Raw genomic sequence first — 18,815 nt, 5'->3', positions numbered from 1 at the left:
CCCTCCCGGGCCGCCCGCCGGCGCCGGACCGCCCGCCGCGATGAGTCCGGCGTCCGGCGCCCGTCTACCCGGCATGAGCATCGTGACCTGTGACCTCGGTATTTCCCTCGACGGCTTCTCCGCCGGGCCGCACCAGTCGCTCGACCAGCCGTTCGGCGACGGCGTCGGCGGCGGGGAGAAGCTGCACGCCTGGATGTTCGACCACGGCGACGACCACGCCGACGAGGTCGCCGCCATCGTCGACGCGGGCGCCTTCGTCATGGGGCGCAACATGTTCACCCCGGGACGCGGGGACTGGGACCTCGACTGGAAGGGCTGGTGGGGCGACGACCCGCCGTACCACGCGCCCGTGTTCGTGCTGACGCACCACGAGCGCGAGCCGCTCGAGATGGACGGCGGCACGACGTTCCACTTCGTCACCGGCGGCCCGGAGGCCGCCCTCGAGCGGGCGCGCGAGGCGGCGGGGGAGCGGAACGTCTCCGTCGCCGGCGGGGCGACGACGATCAACGAGTTCCTCGACGCGGGGCTGATCGACGAGCTGCGGCTGCACGTGGCACCGGTCGTCCTCGGCGTCCGGGGCGGGGTGCGGATCTTCGACGGCGTCGGGCCGCGCGGGCTGACGGCGACGCACGTACGTCGCACGCCCGAGGTCACCCACCTGACCTACCGGCGCTGAGCACGACCCGTGACGGCCGGGGATGAGGGCCCGAACGCCGGCGGATTCGGGCACACTGGCCGCATGACGATGGTGATCTGGGCCGACGGCCGGCTCGTGGAGCAAGGGCAGGGTGCGCTGAGCGCGGTGGACCACGGCATCACCGTGGGCGACGGCGTCTTCGAGACGTGCACCGTCTTCGACGGGCAGGCGTTCGCGCTGACGCGCCACCTCGCGCGCCTCGGGCGGTCGGCCCGCGGCCTCGGGCTGGAGTCGCCCGACGAGCAGAAGGTCCGGGACGGCGTGACCGCCGTGCTCGACGAGGCCGTCCGCGGCGGCGGGCCCTTCGACGGCCGGCTGCGGATCACCGTCACCGCTGGGGTCGGCCCGCTCGGCTCGGGCCGGACGCCCGGCGCCCAGACCGTGGTCGTCGCCGCGCAGGAGAGCGCGATGGCGCCCACCTCGCGCTCGGCCCGCTCGCCGTGGACCCGCAACGAGCACTCGGCGGTGGCCGGGCTCAAGACCACGTCGTACGCCGAGAACGTCGTGGCGCTCGCGGACGCCGTGAGCAAGGGCGGCGACGAGTCGATCTTCGCCAACACCGTGGGCCAGCTGTGCGAGGGCACGGGCTCGAACGTCTTCGTCGAGCGCGGCGGCGAGCTCGTGACGCCTCCGCTGGAAGCGGGCTGTCTCGCCGGGATCACGCGGGCGCTCCTGCTGGAGTGGGGCGCCGAGGCGGGCCTGCCCGTGCGCGAGGCGGAGCCCGACGAGCTGCCCTTCACCGTGCTCGACGAGGTGGCGCTGGGGGAGGCGCAGCTGCTGCTGACGTCGTCGGGGCGCAACGTGCAGCCGGTGACCTGGCTCGACGGCGCGGACGTGCCGGTCGGCGAGCTGTCCGCCGCGGCGCGGGAGCTGTTCGAGAAGCTGTGCCGGGACCGGCTCGACCCGTGATCCCGTCCGCGCGGTGACGTGCGGCGTCGGATGCGCCACACGCGGGGGTGCTGGTTTGAGTCACCGGGTGTTGTGTGGCTAATATCGTCCACGCACCGGGCGATTGGCGCAGTGGTAGCGCGCTTCGTTCACACCGAAGAGGTCACTGGTTCGAACCCAGTATCGCCCACCCGTGACAGAAGGCCCCCGACCTGCAGGCATGCAGGCCGGGGGCCTTCTTGCGTCCTGCCGGCGCCCGGAGGGTTCAGCGGCTCGGCGGTGGTCCGGGGGTGCGACGCGCCGTCCACCGGGTGACGAGGTGCACGGCGGCCCCGACGGCGAGCAGCACGCCCGCGAGCACCCAGTGCTGCGCCTCCTGCTGCGTCAGGAGCACCAGGCAGGAGCCGACGGCGAGCACCGGGACCACGGTGGGGGACCGGAAGTGGTCGTGGTCGACGTGGTCCCGGCGCAGCACGAGCACGGCGACGTTGGTGGAGAGGAACACGAAGAGCAGGAGGAGCACGACGGTCGAGGCGAGGTCGACCAGCTCCCCGGTCGCGGCGAGCAGGGCGGCGAGGGCGGTGGTCACCGCGATCGCGACGCCCGGCGTCCGGCGACGCGGCAGCACCCGGCCGAGCGGTGCCGGCAGCAGCCGCAGCCGGGCCATGCCGTAGGTGAGCCGGCTCGCCATGATCATCGTCAGGAGGGCGCCGTTGGCGACGGCGACCAGCGCGACGACGGCGAACAGGTCGGGCGCGACGAACCCCGCGGCGCGCACGACCTCCAGGAGCGGCCCCGAGGAGCCGGCGAGCTCGGAGGGTGGGACGACGGCCGGAGCGACGAAGCCGAGCAGCATGTAGACCACGCCGGCGGTGGCGAGCGCGCCGAACAGGGCGCGCGGGTAGACGCGGGACACGTCGCGAACCTCCTCCGCCAGGTTGGCGGAGGTCTCGAAGCCGACGAACGAGTAGAACGCGACCAGCGCGCTCCCCAGCACGGCGAGCCCGACGGTCGTGTCCTCGGGCGGGGTGAACGCCCCGCCGAGATCGGCGTCGCCGCGCCCGATCACCCACGCGCCCAGGACGATGACGAGCACCAGCCCGGCGGACTCGATCACCGTCATCACGACGTTCGCGCGCAGCGACTCCTTGATGCCCCACGCGTTGACGAGCGCGACCACCAGGAGGAAGACGAGGGCGGCCGGCACCTGTGGCACGTCGAGGAACGCGGTCAGGTACTCGCCGGTGAACGCGAGGGAGAGTCCGGCCGCGCTCACCACGCCGGCGGACAGCATGCTGAACCCGACCAGGAACGCGACCAGCGGGCTGCGGAACGCCTTCTCGGCGTACACCGCCGACCCTCCTGCCTGGGGGTACTTGGTGACCAGCTCGGCGTAGGAGAAGGCGGTGAGCAGCGCCATGGCCAGCGCGACCGCGAACGACAGCCAGACCAGCCCGCCCGCGGCCCCCGCCATCTCCCCGATGAGGGCGTAGACGCCCGCCCCGAGCACGTCACCGAGGATGAACAGGTACAGCAGGGGGCCGGTGACGGCCCGGCGCAGGCCGGGGGGCCGGGTGTCGGGGCTTGCCATCTGCCGAGTCTGGGCGGGGCGCGACATGCACGCCCGCCGGGCCGCGCGGCCCTGTCCCGGGCCGCCGGTCCTGCGTGCATCGGGCGCCGGTGCCACCGTGAGGCATGCGCATCGTGGTCGTCGGACAGTCCGGGAACATCGGCTCCGCCCTGCTCCGGTCCCTGGCCGCCGATCCGGCGACCACCTCCGTCCTGGGCGTCGCCCGGCGGCTGCCCGACCGGGCCGCCGAGCCCTTCCGCCGTGCCGCGTGGGCGCTGCTCGACCTGGCGGGCGCCCAGGACGACGTGGTCGCGCGCCTCACGACCCTGTTCCGCGGTGCGGACGCCGTGGTGCACCTCGCCTGGCTGGTCCAGCCCAACCGCGACCGGGACCTGCTGCGCACGGTCAACGTCGAGGGCACCTGGCGTGTCGCCCGGGCGGTGGTGCGCGCCGGCGTGCCGCACCTGGTCGTCGCCTCGTCGGTGGGCGCCTACTCACCGGTCGACGACGACGTGCCGCGCCGCGAGGACTGGCCCGCCGGCGGCATCCCCACGTCGCACTACAGCGTGGACAAGGCGGCCCAGGAGCGGGTGCTCGACGAGCTCGAGCGGGACCACCCGGAGGTCGTCGTCGCACGGATGCGCACGGCACTGGTCTTCCAGGGCGACGCCGGGGCCGAGGTGGTGCGGCTGTTCGTCGGGCGGGTCCTGCCGGTGCGGCTGCTGCGTCACGGGCGCCTTGCGACCCTTCCGGTTCCGGCCGGGCTGCGCCTGCAGGCCGTGCACGCCGACGACGCCGCGGACGCCTACCTGCGGGTGCTGAAGCGCCGGGCCGGCGGTGCGTTCAACGTGGCGGCGCGCGACGTCCTGCGCAGCCGGGACGTCGCGCAGGTGGTCGACCACGGCCGGGTCGTCGAGCTGCCTCCCCGTGTCGTGCGGGTGGCGCACTCGCTCGCCTACGACGCGCGCGTCGTGGCGTCCGACCCGGGCTGGCTCGACATGGGGATGGCGGTCCCCGTCATGGACACCGCCCGTGCCGAGTCGGAGCTCGACTGGGCGCCACGGCACACGGCGGACGAGGCGCTCGCGGAGGTGGTCCGCGGGATGGCGGAGGGCCGGGGGCTCGGCTCGGCACCGCTGCGGCCGTCGGCGACCCGGCCCGCGGACGAGGGACTGGTGCCGGTCCGGGGCCGCGGCGCGGCCGTGCCCGCGCGGGTGGACCGGGACCTGCTGGGGCTGTACGTGGCCGACCACCTCGCCGGCGCGACGGCTGGTCTCGGCCGCGTGGAACGCATGGTCGGCGACTACGGCGACCTGCCGCTGCACGCCGAGCTCGTCGAGCTGGCGGAGCAGATCCGCGCCGAGCGGGAGCTCTACCGGGGGCTCGTGGAGGTGCTCGGCCTGCCTCGCCGCCGGCCCCGCCGGCTGCTGGCGGGGATCGCGGAACGTCTCGGGCGGCTGAAGCTCAACGGGCGCGTGGCGACCCGCTCGCCGATGTCGGTGGTGCTGGAGGTCGAGCTCATGCGCTCGGCGGTGGTGGGCAAGCTCGGCGGCTGGCAGACGCTCGAGGAGCACGCCGACGAGCTCGGCCTCGACCCCGTCACGTTCGGAGATCTCGCGCAGCGGGTCGAGCGACAGCTCGCGACGCTCGACCGTCTGCACGAGCACGCCCGTCGCCGCGCCTTCCGGGAACCGTCCGACCTGAGCGGGTGAGGCGACGCGACCGGGCCGAGGAGGTGAGCCCGGCACTCCGCCCGCCGCCCGTCAGCCCTCGGGGACGTCGCCCGACTCGTCGCCCTCGCGCGCCGCGAGGAGATAGCGCCGCCCGTCCTGGACGACGGTCGCTCCGTCGCCGGCGACCCGTGTGGGGACGACGATGCGGCCGCTGCCGTCCGGCGGGTACCCCTGGGCGACCTCGCCCGTGACGGCGTTGTGGACGCGGACGGCGTCCCCCTCGCGCACGAAGAGCAGGACGTCCTCGACGGCCGCGAGGGTGGTGTCCCGCCCGGTCGAGACGGACCACAGCGGGCGGCCTTCGGGGGCGCGCGCCTGGATCCCGGACTCCTGGAGGGTGACGCGGGTCCCCGTGACGGGGTCGTCGAGGGCGTCGCGGGCGGTGTCGTCGAGCACGGTGCCGTCGCGCAGGTCCAGCAGCGCGCCGGTGGTGGGCGACGTCTCGACCAGGGCGCGCCCGGCGACCTGCGGGTCGTTCGTGGACGGCTGGATCGACCCGGCGGTCCAGCCGTGGTCGTCGAGCCCCAGCCGCCAGAGCGCGTCCCCGCCGGCGGTGTCCCGCGCGACGAGCGCGGCCCCCTCGACGAGGAGGACGGTGCCGTCGTGCTCGCCGATCACGCGGTCCCCGCCGCGGTGGCCCTCGGCCACGGCGACGCGCCCCGTGGTCGGGTCCAGGACGGTGCGGGGCCCGGGCTCGCCCATGGGGTCCGTGCTCGGCCGTGCGAAGACGAGGCCGGGGCCCTGGTGCGGCCCGGGCACGTCGACGGGGCCCCACAGCTCCTCGCCGGTGGCGAGGTCGTAGGCGGTCGCCGTGGTGCCGGCCAGGGCGTCGTCGGTGGACGCCGTGTCGGTGAGGACGGCGACCGCACGGCCCCGCGCGTCCTCGGTGACGACGAAGCCCGTGCAGCTGACGGGGCGCTCCGCCCGCCACCGCACGTCGCCGTGGGGGTCGACGGCGGTGAACCGGAGGACGCCGTCCTTCTCGGCGGCGGCCAGGAACGTCCCGTCCGCGTGCTGGGGCGGCACCTCCCAGCCGGGGTCGACGAGCCGCGCCCCCTCGAACGGCGTAGGTAGCTGCAGCCGGGCCGAGTCGGCCTCGCGGACCGCGGTGTCACCGGCCGACGGGGTCCGGTCCGGCTCGGGCGCGGCCGGTTCGGGCGCAACCGGCCCGCACCCGGCGAGGAGGAGGGCGACGGCCAGGAGGGCGGCCAGGCGCGCGCCGGCGCGGCGGTTCACGACGTCTCCGTCCCGGGGCCGGCCGCCCGACCGTGCCCGTCGGCCGCGGTGCGACCGGCGGCCCGCCGCCGGCGGACCGCCCAGCCGGCCAGCACGGCGGCGGCGACGGCGAGGACCGCGAGGACGTCCAGCAGCGGGTCGGCCAGGAGCCCCGCGGCCCCCTGGAGCCACGCCTGCGCGCCGAGCGGCAGGAGCTCGGGCGCGCCGACGAGCCCGTTGGTGGTCCAGAACAGCACGCCGACCCCCATGACGAGCACGCCCGTGACGACCGACGTCGTGTGCAGCTCGCGCCCGAGGACGGTGAACGACCGCCCGCGCAGGACGCGCCTGCCCCGCTCGCCCAGACGCCCCCATGACGCGGCGACGAGCACCAGGGGCACGACCATGCCCGCGCCGTAGACGGCGAGCAGCACGCCGGCGGAGAGGCTGTCGCCGCGCGCGGCCGCCAGCGTCAGGACGGCGCCGAGGATCGGCCCCGCGCAGAAGCCGGCCGTGCCGCTGACGGCGCCGAGCAGCAGGGTCTTGACCAGGCCCGTGCGCGCCGCGGCCCGGGACTGCAGCCCGGCGCTGCCGGGCAGCAGGCGGGCGGGGTCGAAGCCGAACCCGAGCGCCTGGACGGCGCCCAGCGCGACCAGCAGGACCGACGAGACGAGCACGACCGCCTGCCGGTGGGCCACGAACAGCTCGCCGACGGCGCCGGCCCCGACGCCGAGCGGGACCAGCACCAGCAGGAGCCCGAGGTAGAAGACGCCGCCGTGCAGCAGCAGCCGGGGCCCCGATCCGACCGTGGAGGCGAAGAACGCCGGCAGCAGGAGCGCGGCGCAGGGGCTCAGCAGGGCGAGCGCGCCACCGAGGAAGGCGCTGACCAGTCCGACGTCCATCGCTACCGTGCCTCGGCGAGGGCCGCGTCGAACGCGTCCAGGAACACCTGGGAGGGCTGGGCGCCGACGATGGGCCGGCCTCCCAGCACGAACACCGGGGTCGAGTAGGCCCCGAGGTCGAGGCCCTCCTGGGCGTTGCTCGCGATCTGCCGGGCCGTCTCGTCGGACCCGAGGTCGTCGGCGAACCGGGCGGTGTCCAGCCCGAGGTCGCCCGCCAGCGCGACGAGCGCGTCGTCGCTCAGGTCCTTCTCGGGGCGGGGGTGGCCGCCGGCGAACAGCGCGTCGTGGTACTCCCAGAACTTCCCCTGGAGGGCCGCGGCGTAGGAGGCCCGCGCGGCGCGCTCGGAGGCGTCCCCGAACACGTTCACGTCGCGCCACTCGATGCGCAGGTCACCGGCCTCGACGTGCTCCATCATCAGCGGCAGGGTCTCCTCGCTCCACGTCGCGCAGAACGGGCACTGGTAGTCGGAGAAGACGACGAGGGCCACCGGGGCGTCGGTCGGTCCCGCCGCCAGCAGGTCGGCGTCGTCGCGGCGCTCGACGTCGGTGAGGTCCGGCTGCTGCGGCTGCTGGACCTCGGCGGGCGCGCCGGGGCCCGCCGGGGGAGCGCCGGCCGCGTCCGGCGGGGCGCCGGAGTCGCGGTTGAGCAGCACGACCACCACGACGAGCGCGGCGACGACGGCGGTCACCGCGGTGGGGAGCAGCCACGCCGGCGCCGGCCGGCGGTGGGTGTCGGGGGGCATGGGGTCCTCGCTTCCTCGGCCTGCGCGCGCCCGGGCGTCTCCACGGTCGGCGGGCCGGTGCCTACTATGACGCATAGTCGACTATGCGTCATAGTCGACTACGACGGATAGTCGGCGTGTGCCATAGTGGCGCCATGTCATCCCTGCGTCGCGTCCCGTGGCCGCTGCGCGGCCTGCGTCCCGCCCTGGCCGTGCGCGCGCTGCGGGGCTGGACTGCCCGGCAGGTGCTCGTCGCGCTCGGGTCCGGGCTGGCGGTGGCCGTGCTCGTCGGCATGGCGACCGTCCTGATCCCGAACCCGTTCTTCGCCCGCGAGATCCCGCCCGTCTGGTGGAACTACCCCGTGTGGCTCGTCACGTCGGTGCTGTCGGGCATGCTCGCGGCCACCTACGTGCGCGGCACGGACGCCGACGGGGCGCAGTCGAGCCGGATGGGGCTCGCGGGCGGGGTCCTGGTGTGGTTCGCGGTCGGGTGCCCGGTGTGCAACAAGCTCGCGCTGCTGGCGCTCGGGTACGCGGGGGCCGTCACCTGGTTCGCCCCGGTGCAGCCGTTCCTGGCTCTCGCGGCGCTCGTGCTGACGGGAGCCGCCCTGCTGTGGCGGCTGCAGGGGCAGGTCGCGTGCCCGGTGCCGCCGGCAGGCGCACCCGCCTCGGCCCCGCGGCCCGTGGGGGCGTCCCGATGAGCGCGCCGGGGGCGGACCGCCACGGGCCGCCGCGGCTCGGCGCGCTCGAGGCGCAGGTGATGGACGTGCTGTGGGACCACGGGGACGCCACGGTCCGCGAGGTCATCGAGCGCCTGCCGACCGACCCCGCGTACACCACCATCGCCACCGTGCTGACGCATCTCGGCCGCAAGCGGCTCGTGACCGTGGACCGCCAGGGCCGGTCGACGCGCTACGCCGCCCGCGTCAGCCGCCAGGAGCACGACGCGGACCTCATGGGGCACGTCCTCGAGGCCAGTCGCGACCGGGCCGCGTCGATCCTGCACTTCGTCGAGTCGATGCCCGACGACGACCTCGACCTGCTGCGCGAGTACCTGGCGCGCCGCGAGCCGGGGCGGTCGCCGTGACCGCGCTGCCGGTCGTCGCGCTGCTGGTGGCGGGCCTGCTGGTCGCCGCGCTGCTCGGGCCGTGGCTGCTGCGCCAGGCGGCGCCCGCGCTCGTCCGGGTGCCCCGCCTGGCGGTCGCGCTGCTGGGAGGTGCGGTCGTCGTCTGGCTCGGCACGCTGCTCGCGCTCGGGCCGGTGCTGGCCTGGGTGATCTCCGGGCCGGCGCTGCTGCCCGCGGGCGCGGCCGCCGTCTGTCAGCGGTGCCTGGCCGCGGCCAACCCGTTCTCGGCCGTCGTGGTGGACACGGGCGTGCCGACGGCGGTCCTGGTCTTCCTGCCCGCCGCCGCCGCGGCGCTGCTGGTCACCGGGATCCTTGGCGGGCTGCGGCGGCACGCGCGACGCTCCCGCGACGCGGCCGCGCTCGTGCTCGACGGCGCGGTCCCTCGCACGCTGCTCGGCCACCGGGTGCTCGTCGTCGATGACCCGCGCCCGTTCGCGCTGGCCTTCCCTGCGAAGCACGGGGGCGTCGCGGTGTCACAGGGTGCGCTGCGCCTCCTCGAGAGTGACGAGCTCGCCGCCGTCCTGGCGCACGAGGGCGCCCACCTGGCCCAGCGCCACCACCTGGCGACCTCGGTGGTGGCGAGCGTCGCCCGGCACCTGCGGTGGGTCCCGTTGATCGCGGCGGTCGAGGGTGCGCTGGGCCACTACCTGGAGATCGCCGCCGACGACCAGGCCCGGCGCCGTGCCGGGACCACGGCGCTCGTCGGGGCGCTGCTGAAGCTCGGCGAGCGGGCCTCGCTCGCGGGACCCCGGCCCGTCGTCGGCGCGCTGCACGCCGCCGGCCCCGAGCGCATCCGGCACCTGGTGCGGCCCGTCGGGGGCGTCGTCGGCGCGCTGCCGGCCCTGGTGGCTGCCGCGCACCTGCTGATCCTCGGCGCGGTGAGCGCCGCGGTCTACCTGCCGTACGTCGTCGCGGGTCTCCAGGGCTGCGCCGTCTGACCCACGTCGTCGTCCCGGTCGCTGTCGAGGAGGTTCCCGCGGGATCGTGCGCGGCAGCAGATACCCCCGGGGGTATAGTGGTCGCGTGGCTACGACAGAGAACCCCCCGTCCGACCGCCCGGCAGCGGGCACCGGCCCGAAGCGGATCGTCGTCGTCGGAGGCGTCGCCGGCGGCATGAGCGCGGCCGCCCGCGCACGCCGCCTCGACGAGACCGCCGAGATCGTCGTCCTCGAGCGCGGCGAGCACGTCTCGTACGCGAACTGCGGGCTGCCCTACTACGTGGGCGGCGAGATCACCGACCCGGCCGCCCTGCTGGTCCAGACCCCGGAGTCGCTGCGCGCCGCCCTCGCCCTCGACGTGCGGACCGGGCACGACGTGGTCGGCCTGGACCCCCGGGCGCGCACCGTCACCGTGCGCAGGACGGCCGGGACCGAGCAGGTCGCCTACGACGCCCTCGTCCTGGCGCCGGGCGCCCAGGCGTCGCGGCCGCCCCTGCCGGGGCTGGACTCCCCGCGCGTGCGCACGCTGCGGACGGTCCCGGACGCCCTCGAGCTGCGCGGGGCGGTGCGCGACGGCGCCCGCCACGCCGTCGTGCTCGGCGCCGGGTTCATCGGCGTCGAGGCCGCCGAGGCGCTGGCGCAGCAGGGCCTGGAGGTCGCCGTCGTCGAGCTCGCCCCGCACCCGCTGCCGCCCTTCGAGGACGAGCTGGCGCAGCTCGTCGCCGACGAGCTGCGCCGGCTGGGCGTGGCGGTGCACACCGGCGTCGCTGCGGAGTCCGTCGTCCACGAGGCGGAGCGCGACACCGTCGTCCTCGCGGACGGCACCCGGCTCGCCGCGGACCTGGTCGTCCTGGCCACCGGGGTGCGGCCCGACACGTCCGTCTTCGAGGCTGCCGGCGTGGCGTGCGAGCGCGGCGCCGTCGTCGTCGATGCGCACGGGCGCACGTCCGTGCCGGGCGTGTGGGCGGTCGGCGACGCCACGGTCAGCACCGACCCGGTCACGGGCGCCCGCCGCCCCGTCGCGCTGGCCGGCCCGGCCAACCGCGCGGGACGCCTCGTCGCCGACGACATCCTGCGGCCCGGCACCGCCCGGCCGATCCCCGACCCGGTGGGCACCGCCATCGTGCGGGTGGGCTCGCTCACCGCGGCGCTGACCGGCGCGAACCGCGCCGCGCTCGAGACCGCCGGCATCGCCTACCGGACGGTGCACCTGCACCCGAACCAGCACGCCGGCTACTTCCCGGGCGCCGGCCAGGTCCACCTGCTGCTCCACCTCGGCGCCGACGACGGGCGGCTGCTCGGGGCGCAGGCCGTGGGCGCCGACGGGGTCGACAAGCGGATCGACGTGCTCGCCACGGCGATCCGCGCCGGGATGACCGCCGGCGACCTCATCGACCTCGACCTGGCGTACTCGCCGCCGTACGGGCAGGCGAAGGACCCCGTGAACCTCGCCGGCATGCTGGCCCAGAACGTCCTCGACGGCACCCTGCGGCTCTGGTACGCCCAGGACGTCGACGCCGTGCTCTCCGGCGCCCTCGTGCTCGACGTGCGGAGCAAGGCGGAGTTCGTCACCGGGCACCTGCCCGGCGCCCTCAACGTCCCGCACACCGAGCTGCGCGAACGGCTCGCGGAGGTGCGGGCCGAGGCGGCCGGCCGGCCCGTGCGCGTCCTGTGCGCCTCGGGCGTCCGGTCCGCGATCGCGCACCGCGTGCTCACCCAGTCGGGTCTCGACTCGGCGTCCCTCTCCGGCGGGACCCTCACCCTGCGTGCCGCGCTCGGGCCCCGCGCCGCCGAGCTCCTCACCGCGGACGGGCCCGCCTGACGACGACCTGCCCACCTTTCGCCGCACCCACGAAGGAACGCGCCATGACCACCACGCCAGCCACGCCCACGCCCGCCACGACGCCCGCCACGACGCCCGCCACGACGCCCGCCACGACGCCCGCCGCGGCGACGCACGACGCCGACGCCCAGCGCCGCATCCTCAACCGCCTGCGCCGCGCGCGGGGCCAGCTCGACGGCGTCATCGCCGCCGTCGAGGCGGACAAGCCGTGCCGCGACGTCGTCACCCAGCTCGCCGCCGCGACGAGCGCCCTCGACCGTGCCGGCTTCGCCATCGTCGCGACGGCGATGAAGGACTGCGTGCGCGACCCCGACGCGGCGGAGGCCGAGCAGGGCCTCACCACCGGGGAGCTGGAGAAGCTCTTCCTCATGCTCGCCTGACCGTCCCCGCCCGACCCCGCCCGTCCCCGAACGAAGGAACCACCCATGTGCCAACCCGCCACCTGCACGACCTGCGGCAAGACGACCTGGACCGGCTGCGGCCGGCACGTCGACGACGTCATGCGCACGGTCCCCGCGAACCGGCGCTGCCCCGGCCACGAGGACGTCCGCCCGAGCGGCTTCCTCGCGCGGCTCTTCGGCCGCTGACGGTGCCCACGCCTGTCCGCCATCCGGTCGCCCCGTCGACCCGCGCGGCGGGGCGGACGAAGATGGCCCGGGACCTGTCCCACGGACCGGAGGGGCGACGCGTGGCCGCACAGCCGGCGGTGCTGGCCGCACTGGTGCTGCTCACGGCCGTCCTGGGCCTGGTGTGGCGCTCGCGGCAGGGCCGCGTGCGCACCGTGCGGCGGAACGGCGACGTCGACTGGGCGGCGCACGGCGTCACGCTCGGTGAGCGGGCCACGTTCGTCCAGCTCAGCGCCCGGGTGTGCGCGCCGTGCCGGGCGACGGCGCGGGCGCTGGCCGACGTCGCCGGCGGGGCGGACGGCGTGGTGCACCACGAGCTCGACGTGGAGGAGCACCTCGGCCTGACGCGCGAGCTCGCCGTCCTGACCACACCCACCGTGCTCGTGCTCGACCCCGCCGGCGCCGAGTCGGCGCGCAGCAGCGGGGCGATGACGGTGGCCCAGGCGCGACGCGCGCTCGACGCCGTCGACGCGGTCGCGCGGGCCTGAGCCCTACGCACGAATGCCCACCCGAGACGAAGCGACCGAGGAGCAGCGCATGACCCACGAGCACGCGACACCCCCGACCTCGGCACGGCCGGCGCCGCCGGGTATCGACCCCCGCGGGCCGCGCGTCGGAGCGGGTCTCACCGCGGTGCTGCTCGCCGTCGTCGTGCTGCTCGGGGCGACGACCGCCGGGCTCGTGCTCCTCGCCGTCGTGTCGGCGGGGTTCCTGCTGGGTGCCGTGCGCGGGGCGCAGGGCACCGTGCAGGGGTGGCTCTTCAGGGCGCTGGTGCGCCCGCGGCTGGGGCCGGCGGCCGACCTGGAGGACCCGCGCCCGCCGCGTTTCGCGCAGGTCGTGGGGCTGGTCGTGACGGGTGTCGGGGTGGCGCTCGGCCTGGCGGGGGTGCTCGTGGCGGTGCCGTGGGCGGCGGGGATCGCCTTCGTGGCCGCCGCGCTCAACGCGGTCGTGGGTCTGTGCCTCGGCTGCGAGCTGTACCTGCTGGGCCTGCGCCTGCGGCCCGCGTCCGGCGCAGCCCGCGCGCGATAGGGTCCCGAGTCATGGCGACGGTGCTCCCCTTCGACGGTCATATCCCCGAGATCGACCCCACGGCGTGGATCGCCCCGACGGCGACGATCGTCGGGCAGGTCCGCATCGGCCCGCGCGCGAGCGTCTTCTACGGCGCCGTGCTGCGCGGCGACATGGACTCGATCGAGCTCGGCGCGGGCTCGAACATCCAGGACAACTGCGTGGTCCACACGGACACGGGCGTCCCCACGAGGATCGGCGCCGGCGTGGGCGTCGGGCACGGGGCGATCATCCACGGCGCCACCGTGCACGACGGCAGCCTCGTCGGCATGGGGGCCACGCTGCTCAACGGCGCGGTCGTGGGCGAGGGGGCGTTCGTGGCCGCGGGCGCGCTGGTGCGCGAGGGTCAGGAGGTCCCGGCCGGCCACCTCGCCGTCGGCGTCCCCGCCAAGGTCCGCGGCGAGCTGGACGAGGCCGGCGCGGAGCGCGTGCGCAGCAACGCGATCGAGTACCAGGAGCTCGCCGAGCGCCACCGCCGGTCGGTGGGCTGACTGCACCCGCCCTGGCGGGTCAGAACTCGCGCCGGGCGCGGACGACCTCGTCGGCGGCGTCGGCGGACGTCCAGAAGCTGCGCAGCATCTCCTCGGGGCTGAGCAGGTCGTCGCGCTGCTCGACCGGCTGCTCCTCGCCCGAGATGGCCTTCACCTCGTCGTGGATCCGCTCCATCGAGCTGTCCAGCGAGGCGGCGACGTCGGCGGCCAGCTTGAGGGAGTCGGTCAGGTGCCGCGGGACGTCGCGGGAGTACTTGTAGTAGATCTTGTGCTCGAGACTCGCCCAGAAGTCCATGGCGATGGTCCGCAGCTGGATCTCGACGATCACGTCCTCGACGCGGTCCGAGAGGTACACCGGGACCTGCACGATGAGGTGCAGCGACTTGTAGCCGTTGGCCTTCGGGTGGGCGATGTAGTCGCGCTCCTCGAGGAGCGTCAGGTCGGACTGGCCGACGAGCATGTCGCGCACGCGGTAGATGTCCGACACGAAGCTGCAGGTGACCCGGACGCCGGCGATGTCGAACATCCGCTCCCGCACGGCCTCGGGGGTGAGCGGGATGCCCTTGCGCCGGCACTTGGCGACGATCGACTCCAGCGACTTGAGCCGGGACCCGACGTGCTCGACGGGGTTGTAGTTCTGCATGTGCCGGAACTCGTCGCGCAGGATCCCGATCTTGGTCATGACCTCGTCGATGCCGAACTTGTAGGTCAGGGCCAGGCGGCGCAGCTGACCGACGAGGGCGCGGATCTCGGCGGCCTCGGGGGCCGGGCGGCCGGGGGCGCTGTCGGCGTGCGTGCTCACGCCCCTCACGGTAACGGGGGATCCTCCGGCGACCCTCCCGTGTTCGCGCACGGCGTGCTTCCCCGGGGCTAGGCCTCGCGCCGCAGCCGTGCGCCCAGGGCGACGGCGGCGACGACGGCCGCGCCGGCGACGAGGACGACGTCCTTGAGGACGTACTGGCCCATGAGCGTCACGCCGTGGCCGAACAGCTCGGCGCCGAACAGCGCGACGGGGGACAGGATGCCGACCATCGCGACGGCGAGGACCAGCAGCCCCAGCCTCAGGAGCCGGCCGCTGACCAGCGTGATCCCGATGAAGATCTCCATGAGCGCGGTGAGCACGACGGCCGCCGCGCCGGGGACGAGCCCGAGGGTAAGCGTCTCGACCGTGCGTGCGGCGATGGTCTCGGCGGGGCTGGCGCCCGGGAAGAGCTTCAGCGCCCCGAACCCGAGGAACACGAGGCCGAGCGCCACGCGGAGCGCGGGCACGGACCACCGGGTGAGGAACAGGGCCAGCGCGGTGACGGCCGTGTCGGCCCACCGGGCGACCCGCCCGGCCAGGCGCTGCGAGCGGGTGAGCGGCGGCGTCGGGGCCGGGGCGGTGGTCGGAGCGGACGGTGCGGGTGCGGTGCTGGTGCGGCGCACCGGGTCGGCGACGGACATGGCGGTGCCTCTTTCGGGGACGGTGGCGGTCGGGGTGGCCGCCCTGGGAAAGAGGCGCCGTCCGTCGGTCCGATGCGGGGCGACCGCGATTTCGCCCACAAGCCCGCCACGCGTCCGCGCCCCGCGTCATGACCCACTTCACATTCTGGTGATCAAGTGATTAGATCACTTCCCATGACGACGGAGACCGGGCACCTCGCGCGCCCCACGCTCAGCGGGAGCCTGGCCGAGGCCGTGATCCGGATGATCGGCGAGGAGGGCCTCGTCGCGGGAGAGCGGATCGGCCCGCAGCGCGACCTGGCCGCGCGGTTCGGCGTCGCCGTCCCCACCATGCGCGAGGCGCTGCGCCGGCTCGAGGGGCTCGGCATCCTGTCGTTCCGCCACGGCTCCGGTATCTACGTGGGGGAGAACTACAACCGGAGCGTGCTGCCCAACGCGGTCCTGCCGCCCGCCGACCGCGAGCGCCTCGTGGAGCTCGTCCAGGCGCGCGTGCTGATCGAGCCCGCCATCGCGCACCAGGCGGCGACGGTGCGCGAGCCGGCGGCGGTCGCGCGGCTCGCCGACCTGCTGCAGGACGCGCACCGGTGCCTGACCACCGGCGAGGACCGCCTGTGGCGGGTGAACGTCGACCTGCACCGCGCGATCGCCGACGCGGCGGGCAACCGCATCGTCGCCGAGGTGCTCGACGTGATCCTCCTGCTGCACGCCGAGGACCAGCGGCGGATCCTCACGCTGCACGGCGACCCGCGCGCCGACTACGAGGAGCACGCGGAGCTCGTGCGGCTCATCACGGCCGGGGAGGCCGACGAGGTGGCGCGGCGGATGCACGAGCACCTCACCGACGTCGCCGGGGCCATCGGCCCGGCGAAGGACTGACCACCCGCACGACCACCACCCGCACGACCACCACCCGCACGACGACCACGATCACGACGGAGTGATGACGATGCACACGACACGCAAGGGAGCCCTCGCGGGCGTGCTGGCCTGCGGGATCGCGCTGAGCGGCGGCGCCCTCACGGCGCCCGGTGCCGCGGCCGCCGGCGTCGGCCCGGCAGCCGCGCACGCGGCCGGCGCCGGAACCGCCGGCGGGGCCGGGTCCTGCTCGCTGGACGGCGCCACCGTCAGGGCGAGCGGCGTCGCATCCTCGCCGCTGACCGAGACGTTCACCGCGTACGCCGACTCGGGGGCGGGCTGGACGGGCGCCGACAGCACGTACTCGGTGCCGCTGCGCGACGGGTCGCTGGCGTGGATCTTCTCCGACACGTTCCTCGGCCCGGTGAACCCGGACGGCACCCGTCCGGAGAGCACGCCGTTCCTCAACAACTCGATCGTCCTGCAGGACGGCGACGAGCTCTCGACGGTGACGGGGGGAACCCCCGACGCCCCCGAGAGCATCGTGGGACCGGACCCGGACGGGGCCTGGCACTGGTTCGGAGCCGGCCTCGAGACCCGGCGGGGGGACCTGCAGGTCGGGGTGCTCGAGTTCGCCCGCTTCGGTGAGGGCACGTGGGACTGGGGCTGGAGCGGGTCGTCGGTGGCGACCGTCGACACCGCCACGGGCCAGGTCGAGGAGACCAGCCCGCTGCCGGACGGCGCCGGGATCCAGTGGGCGTCCTGGTACCAGCGCGCCGGCGGGCACCTGCTCGTCTACGGCGTGGAGGACCGGGGTGCCGAGAAGTTCATGCACGTCGCCAAGGTGCCGGGCGGCGACCTCGCCGACCTCGACCGGTGGCGGTACTGGGACGGCGAGCGCTGGGTGCGCGACGAGGCCGCCTCCGCCCGGGTGCTGCCCGGCGTCGCCAACGAGTACAGCGTCACGCCCTACCGGGACGGCTGGCTCCTGGTCACGCAGGACACCTCGGTGCCGTTCAGCAGCGAGATCAAGGCGTACACGAGCTGCTCGCCGACGGGCCCCTTCACCGGCGGCGCCACGGTGCACCGGATGCCCGAGGTCGGCGCCGGCGGCAGCTACGGGAACCCGGACGTCATCGCCTACAACGCCCACGAGCACCCGGAGCTGCGCGACGGCGACACGCTCCTGGTGACCTACAACGTCAACTCGGTGGACCCGGACGACCTCTACGAGGACGTCTCGATCTACCGGCCCCGGTTCGTCGAGATCACCCTCGACGTCCGGCACTGAGCCACGACGACCCAGCACGACCGACGACCCAGCACGACCGACGACATCCACCCCTTCACGACGAGGTGAGACCCATGAAGAGAACCCGGATCCTGGCCGGCGCCACGGCGGCGTCCCTCGCCCTCGGCCTCGCGGCCTGTTCGAGCGCGGACGACGGAGGCGGCGAGGGCGGCGACGCCACGCTCGGCTTCTACACCGACAAGGCGGCCTGGGAGCCCAGCTTCGACGCGATGAACGAGGTGTCGGGCGCCGAGGGCAAGACCCTCGACTTCACCGGCTACTCGGACACCACGGCGTACGACAGCTTCATCAAGCAGTCGTTCCGCACCAAGAAGGTGCCCGACCTGTTCACCTGGCACACCGGCCCGTCGCTCGGCGAGCTGGTGGACCAGAACCTGGTCGCCGAGACCACGGACCTGTGGACCCAGGCGGAGGCGGACGGGCTCGTGCCCGAGGGCCTGAAGGACAACTACACGTACGGCGGCAAGCAGTACTGCGTGCCGCTGAACGTGGCCTACTGGGCGGTCTACTACAACAAGAAGGTCTTCGCGGACCACGGCATCGAGGTGCCGACCACCTTCGAGGAGCTGATGGCGGCCGCCGAGAAGCTCAAGGCCGCCGACGTCACCCCCTTCCACCAGATGAACATCATCTTCGAGTTCGCCTGGTTCCAGGCCCTGCTGGCCGGGAACGCCCCGGACACCTACCAGGGGCTGCAGACGGGTGACGCCTCGTACCTCGACCCGGAGGTCGTCGAGGTGATGGACCAGTGGAAGCAGATGATCGACGACGGGTACTACAACGACCCGGGCGTCACCACGGACCCCCAGACGCTCCTGAAGAACGGCGACGTGGCGATGGCCTACTTCGGCACGTTCCTCAGCGGGCAGCTCACCGAGGTGGGGGCCAAGTCCGGCGAGGACTACGGCATCTTCCCGATGCCGAGCATGAACCCGGCGTCGGGCGGGCAGATGGTGCTGGAGACCGGCCCGCTGTGCGTCGGCAAGGGGTCCGAGAACGAGCAGGCGGCGCTCGACTACAGCGCCTGGTGGATGAGCGACGAGGCGCAGAAGACGTGGTCGGACGAGCGTGGTGAGGTGTCGTTCAACCCGCACGTCAAGGTCGACGACCCGGAGCAGCAGAAGCTGGTCGACGCCGCGACGTCCGACGACACCACCGTCCAGCAGCGCTACCTCGAGGCGAACCCGCTGCCCGTCTACACGCTCTCGACGGAGATCTTCGGCGACTTCGTCACCAACGCGCCCGACCCGATGCCCGGCCTGCAGCGCCTGCAGGGCGAGGCCGACACGTACTGGGCCGACCAGGGCTGATGCCCGGCCGCACCACCACCACCGCGCCGCCGGGGGTCGCCGGGCCAGCAGAGCCCGTGCCCCCGGCGGCGCCGGA

At 74.9% G+C, this 18,815-nt stretch carries 21 protein-coding genes and 1 tRNA gene; 16 read left to right on the top strand and 6 right to left on the bottom strand.

All coding sequences use genetic code 11. The features are described from left to right. Positions 1–73 precede the first annotated feature (73 nt). From IEW03_RS17790 to IEW03_RS17780, 3 genes are all read left to right on the top strand, one after another. A complete protein-coding gene (locus IEW03_RS17790) occupies positions 74–676 on the top strand; it encodes a dihydrofolate reductase family protein (protein ID WP_188525055.1) in 603 nt (200 codons plus the stop codon). A 63-nt stretch (positions 677–739) separates the two neighbouring features. Next, on the top strand, positions 740–1,606 hold the full coding sequence (locus IEW03_RS17785) for an aminotransferase class IV (protein WP_229738411.1): 867 nt from the start codon (positions 740–742) through the stop codon (positions 1,604–1,606). 97 nt (positions 1,607–1,703) lie between these two features. Next, positions 1,704–1,775 (top strand) — tRNA-Val (locus IEW03_RS17780). A 75-nt stretch (positions 1,776–1,850) separates the two neighbouring features. On the opposite strand, the gene IEW03_RS17775 is transcribed toward IEW03_RS17780, so the two are convergent. Continuing rightward, positions 1,851–3,176 (bottom strand): APC family permease, encoded by a 1,326-nt coding sequence (locus IEW03_RS17775; RefSeq protein WP_188525054.1) that lies wholly within the window; start codon positions 3,174–3,176, stop codon positions 1,851–1,853. A 104-nt stretch (positions 3,177–3,280) separates the two neighbouring features. Between IEW03_RS17775 and IEW03_RS17770 the strand changes: the two genes are divergently transcribed. Further along, positions 3,281–4,867 (top strand): NAD-dependent epimerase/dehydratase family protein, encoded by a 1,587-nt coding sequence (locus IEW03_RS17770; RefSeq protein WP_188525053.1) that lies wholly within the window; start codon positions 3,281–3,283, stop codon positions 4,865–4,867. Positions 4,868–4,918: 51 nt separating this feature from the next. On the opposite strand, the gene IEW03_RS17765 is transcribed toward IEW03_RS17770, so the two are convergent. The 3 genes from IEW03_RS17765 to IEW03_RS17755 are packed head-to-tail and all read right to left on the bottom strand — an operon-like array spanning position 4,919 to position 7,748. Then, positions 4,919–6,124, bottom strand: a complete 1,206-nt coding sequence (locus IEW03_RS17765) for a hypothetical protein (protein ID WP_188525052.1) — start codon at positions 6,122–6,124, stop codon at positions 4,919–4,921. Further along, a complete protein-coding gene (locus IEW03_RS17760) occupies positions 6,121–7,005 on the bottom strand; it encodes a cytochrome c biogenesis CcdA family protein (protein WP_188525051.1) in 885 nt (294 codons plus the stop codon). Before IEW03_RS17760 ends, IEW03_RS17765 begins: the two co-directional genes overlap by 4 nt. A 2-nt stretch (positions 7,006–7,007) precedes the next feature. Beyond that, positions 7,008–7,748: a DsbA family protein gene (locus IEW03_RS17755; protein WP_188525050.1), complete on the bottom strand. Its 741-nt coding sequence runs from the start codon at positions 7,746–7,748 to the stop codon at positions 7,008–7,010. 134 nt (positions 7,749–7,882) lie between these two features. Here IEW03_RS17755 and IEW03_RS17750 point away from each other — a divergent pair, with 134 nt between their 5' ends. From IEW03_RS17750 to IEW03_RS17710, 9 genes are all read left to right on the top strand, one after another. Next, positions 7,883–8,428, top strand: a complete 546-nt coding sequence (locus tag IEW03_RS17750; RefSeq protein WP_188525049.1) for a hypothetical protein — start codon at positions 7,883–7,885, stop codon at positions 8,426–8,428. Beyond that, the gene (locus IEW03_RS17745) at positions 8,425–8,814 is read left to right on the top strand and encodes a BlaI/MecI/CopY family transcriptional regulator (protein WP_188525048.1); all 390 of its coding nucleotides are present in this window, start codon (positions 8,425–8,427) and stop codon (positions 8,812–8,814) included. The genes IEW03_RS17750 and IEW03_RS17745 overlap by 4 nt, the downstream gene beginning before the upstream one ends. Beyond that, the gene (locus tag IEW03_RS17740; RefSeq protein ID WP_188525047.1) at positions 8,811–9,791 is read left to right on the top strand and encodes a M56 family metallopeptidase; all 981 of its coding nucleotides are present in this window, start codon (positions 8,811–8,813) and stop codon (positions 9,789–9,791) included. The genes IEW03_RS17745 and IEW03_RS17740 overlap by 4 nt, the downstream gene beginning before the upstream one ends. Before the next feature lie 85 nt (positions 9,792–9,876). Further along, entirely contained in the window at positions 9,877–11,613 is a 1,737-nt protein-coding gene (locus IEW03_RS17735) for an FAD-dependent oxidoreductase (RefSeq protein WP_268236106.1), read from the top strand. A 44-nt stretch (positions 11,614–11,657) separates the two neighbouring features. Further along, entirely contained in the window at positions 11,658–12,014 is a 357-nt protein-coding gene (locus tag IEW03_RS17730) for a metal-sensitive transcriptional regulator (RefSeq protein ID WP_188525046.1), read from the top strand. 45 nt (positions 12,015–12,059) lie between these two features. After that, positions 12,060–12,221 (top strand): DUF8730 family Cys-rich protein, encoded by a 162-nt coding sequence (locus IEW03_RS17725; protein ID WP_188525045.1) that lies wholly within the window; start codon positions 12,060–12,062, stop codon positions 12,219–12,221. 101 nt (positions 12,222–12,322) lie between these two features. Then, positions 12,323–12,748 (top strand): thioredoxin family protein, encoded by a 426-nt coding sequence (locus IEW03_RS17720; RefSeq protein WP_229738410.1) that lies wholly within the window; start codon positions 12,323–12,325, stop codon positions 12,746–12,748. A gap of 49 nt (positions 12,749–12,797) precedes the next feature. Beyond that, entirely contained in the window at positions 12,798–13,289 is a 492-nt protein-coding gene (locus IEW03_RS17715) for a DUF4395 domain-containing protein (protein WP_188525043.1), read from the top strand. A gap of 11 nt (positions 13,290–13,300) precedes the next feature. Beyond that, entirely contained in the window at positions 13,301–13,819 is a 519-nt protein-coding gene (locus IEW03_RS17710) for a gamma carbonic anhydrase family protein (protein WP_188525042.1), read from the top strand. 19 nt (positions 13,820–13,838) lie between these two features. Here the strand turns inward: IEW03_RS17710 and IEW03_RS17705 are convergent, their stop codons facing one another. Together IEW03_RS17705 and IEW03_RS17700 are read right to left on the bottom strand one after the other, a co-directional pair. Next, the gene (locus IEW03_RS17705; RefSeq protein ID WP_229738409.1) at positions 13,839–14,621 is read right to left on the bottom strand and encodes a GTP pyrophosphokinase; all 783 of its coding nucleotides are present in this window, start codon (positions 14,619–14,621) and stop codon (positions 13,839–13,841) included. Positions 14,622–14,689: 68 nt separating this feature from the next. After that, complete coding sequence (locus IEW03_RS17700; RefSeq protein ID WP_188525041.1) at positions 14,690–15,262, bottom strand: DoxX family membrane protein; 573 nt, start codon at positions 15,260–15,262, stop codon at positions 14,690–14,692. A 174-nt stretch (positions 15,263–15,436) separates the two neighbouring features. Here IEW03_RS17700 and IEW03_RS17695 point away from each other — a divergent pair, with 174 nt between their 5' ends. The 3 genes from IEW03_RS17695 (at position 15,437) to IEW03_RS17685 (ending at position 18,739) form a co-directional block, all read left to right on the top strand. Beyond that, positions 15,437–16,138, top strand: coding sequence for a FadR/GntR family transcriptional regulator (locus IEW03_RS17695; RefSeq protein WP_188525040.1), 702 nt, complete (start codon positions 15,437–15,439; stop codon positions 16,136–16,138). Positions 16,139–16,208: 70 nt separating this feature from the next. Further along, positions 16,209–17,408 (top strand): DUF5005 domain-containing protein, encoded by a 1,200-nt coding sequence (locus tag IEW03_RS17690; RefSeq protein ID WP_229738408.1) that lies wholly within the window; start codon positions 16,209–16,211, stop codon positions 17,406–17,408. Positions 17,409–17,482: 74 nt separating this feature from the next. After that, entirely contained in the window at positions 17,483–18,739 is a 1,257-nt protein-coding gene (locus IEW03_RS17685; RefSeq protein WP_188525038.1) for an ABC transporter substrate-binding protein, read from the top strand. The last annotated feature ends 76 nt before the right edge of the window (positions 18,740–18,815 follow it).

This window comes from Isoptericola cucumis, from assembly GCF_014635665.1.
GTDB classification, from domain to species: Bacteria; Actinomycetota; Actinomycetes; order Actinomycetales; family Cellulomonadaceae; genus Isoptericola; species Isoptericola cucumis.
This window is presented reverse-complemented; position numbering and strand designations above follow the sequence as displayed.

What these genes read in the sequence shown, in the direction of transcription:
- IEW03_RS17790 (WP_188525055.1), top strand. Translation starts at nt 74, where the DNA reads ATGAGCATCGTGACCTGTGACCTCGGTATTTCCCTCGACGGCTTCTCC.
- IEW03_RS17785 (WP_229738411.1), top strand. Translation starts at nt 740, where the DNA reads ATGACGATGGTGATCTGGGCCGACGGCCGGCTCGTGGAGCAAGGGCAG.
- IEW03_RS17775 (WP_188525054.1), bottom strand. Translation starts at nt 3,176, where the DNA reads ATGGCAAGCCCCGACACCCGGCCCCCCGGCCTGCGCCGGGCCGTCACC.
- IEW03_RS17770 (WP_188525053.1), top strand. Translation starts at nt 3,281, where the DNA reads ATGCGCATCGTGGTCGTCGGACAGTCCGGGAACATCGGCTCCGCCCTG.
- IEW03_RS17760 (WP_188525051.1), bottom strand. Translation starts at nt 7,005, where the DNA reads ATGGACGTCGGACTGGTCAGCGCCTTCCTCGGTGGCGCGCTCGCCCTG.
- IEW03_RS17755 (WP_188525050.1), bottom strand. Translation starts at nt 7,748, where the DNA reads ATGCCCCCCGACACCCACCGCCGGCCGGCGCCGGCGTGGCTGCTCCCC.
- IEW03_RS17750 (WP_188525049.1), top strand. Translation starts at nt 7,883, where the DNA reads ATGTCATCCCTGCGTCGCGTCCCGTGGCCGCTGCGCGGCCTGCGTCCC.
- IEW03_RS17745 (WP_188525048.1), top strand. Translation starts at nt 8,425, where the DNA reads ATGAGCGCGCCGGGGGCGGACCGCCACGGGCCGCCGCGGCTCGGCGCG.
- IEW03_RS17730 (WP_188525046.1), top strand. Translation starts at nt 11,658, where the DNA reads ATGACCACCACGCCAGCCACGCCCACGCCCGCCACGACGCCCGCCACG.
- IEW03_RS17725 (WP_188525045.1), top strand. Translation starts at nt 12,060, where the DNA reads ATGTGCCAACCCGCCACCTGCACGACCTGCGGCAAGACGACCTGGACC.
- IEW03_RS17715 (WP_188525043.1), top strand. Translation starts at nt 12,798, where the DNA reads ATGACCCACGAGCACGCGACACCCCCGACCTCGGCACGGCCGGCGCCG.
- IEW03_RS17710 (WP_188525042.1), top strand. Translation starts at nt 13,301, where the DNA reads ATGGCGACGGTGCTCCCCTTCGACGGTCATATCCCCGAGATCGACCCC.
- IEW03_RS17700 (WP_188525041.1), bottom strand. Translation starts at nt 15,262, where the DNA reads ATGTCCGTCGCCGACCCGGTGCGCCGCACCAGCACCGCACCCGCACCG.
- IEW03_RS17695 (WP_188525040.1), top strand. Translation starts at nt 15,437, where the DNA reads ATGACGACGGAGACCGGGCACCTCGCGCGCCCCACGCTCAGCGGGAGC.
- IEW03_RS17690 (WP_229738408.1), top strand. Translation starts at nt 16,209, where the DNA reads ATGCACACGACACGCAAGGGAGCCCTCGCGGGCGTGCTGGCCTGCGGG.
- IEW03_RS17685 (WP_188525038.1), top strand. Translation starts at nt 17,483, where the DNA reads ATGAAGAGAACCCGGATCCTGGCCGGCGCCACGGCGGCGTCCCTCGCC.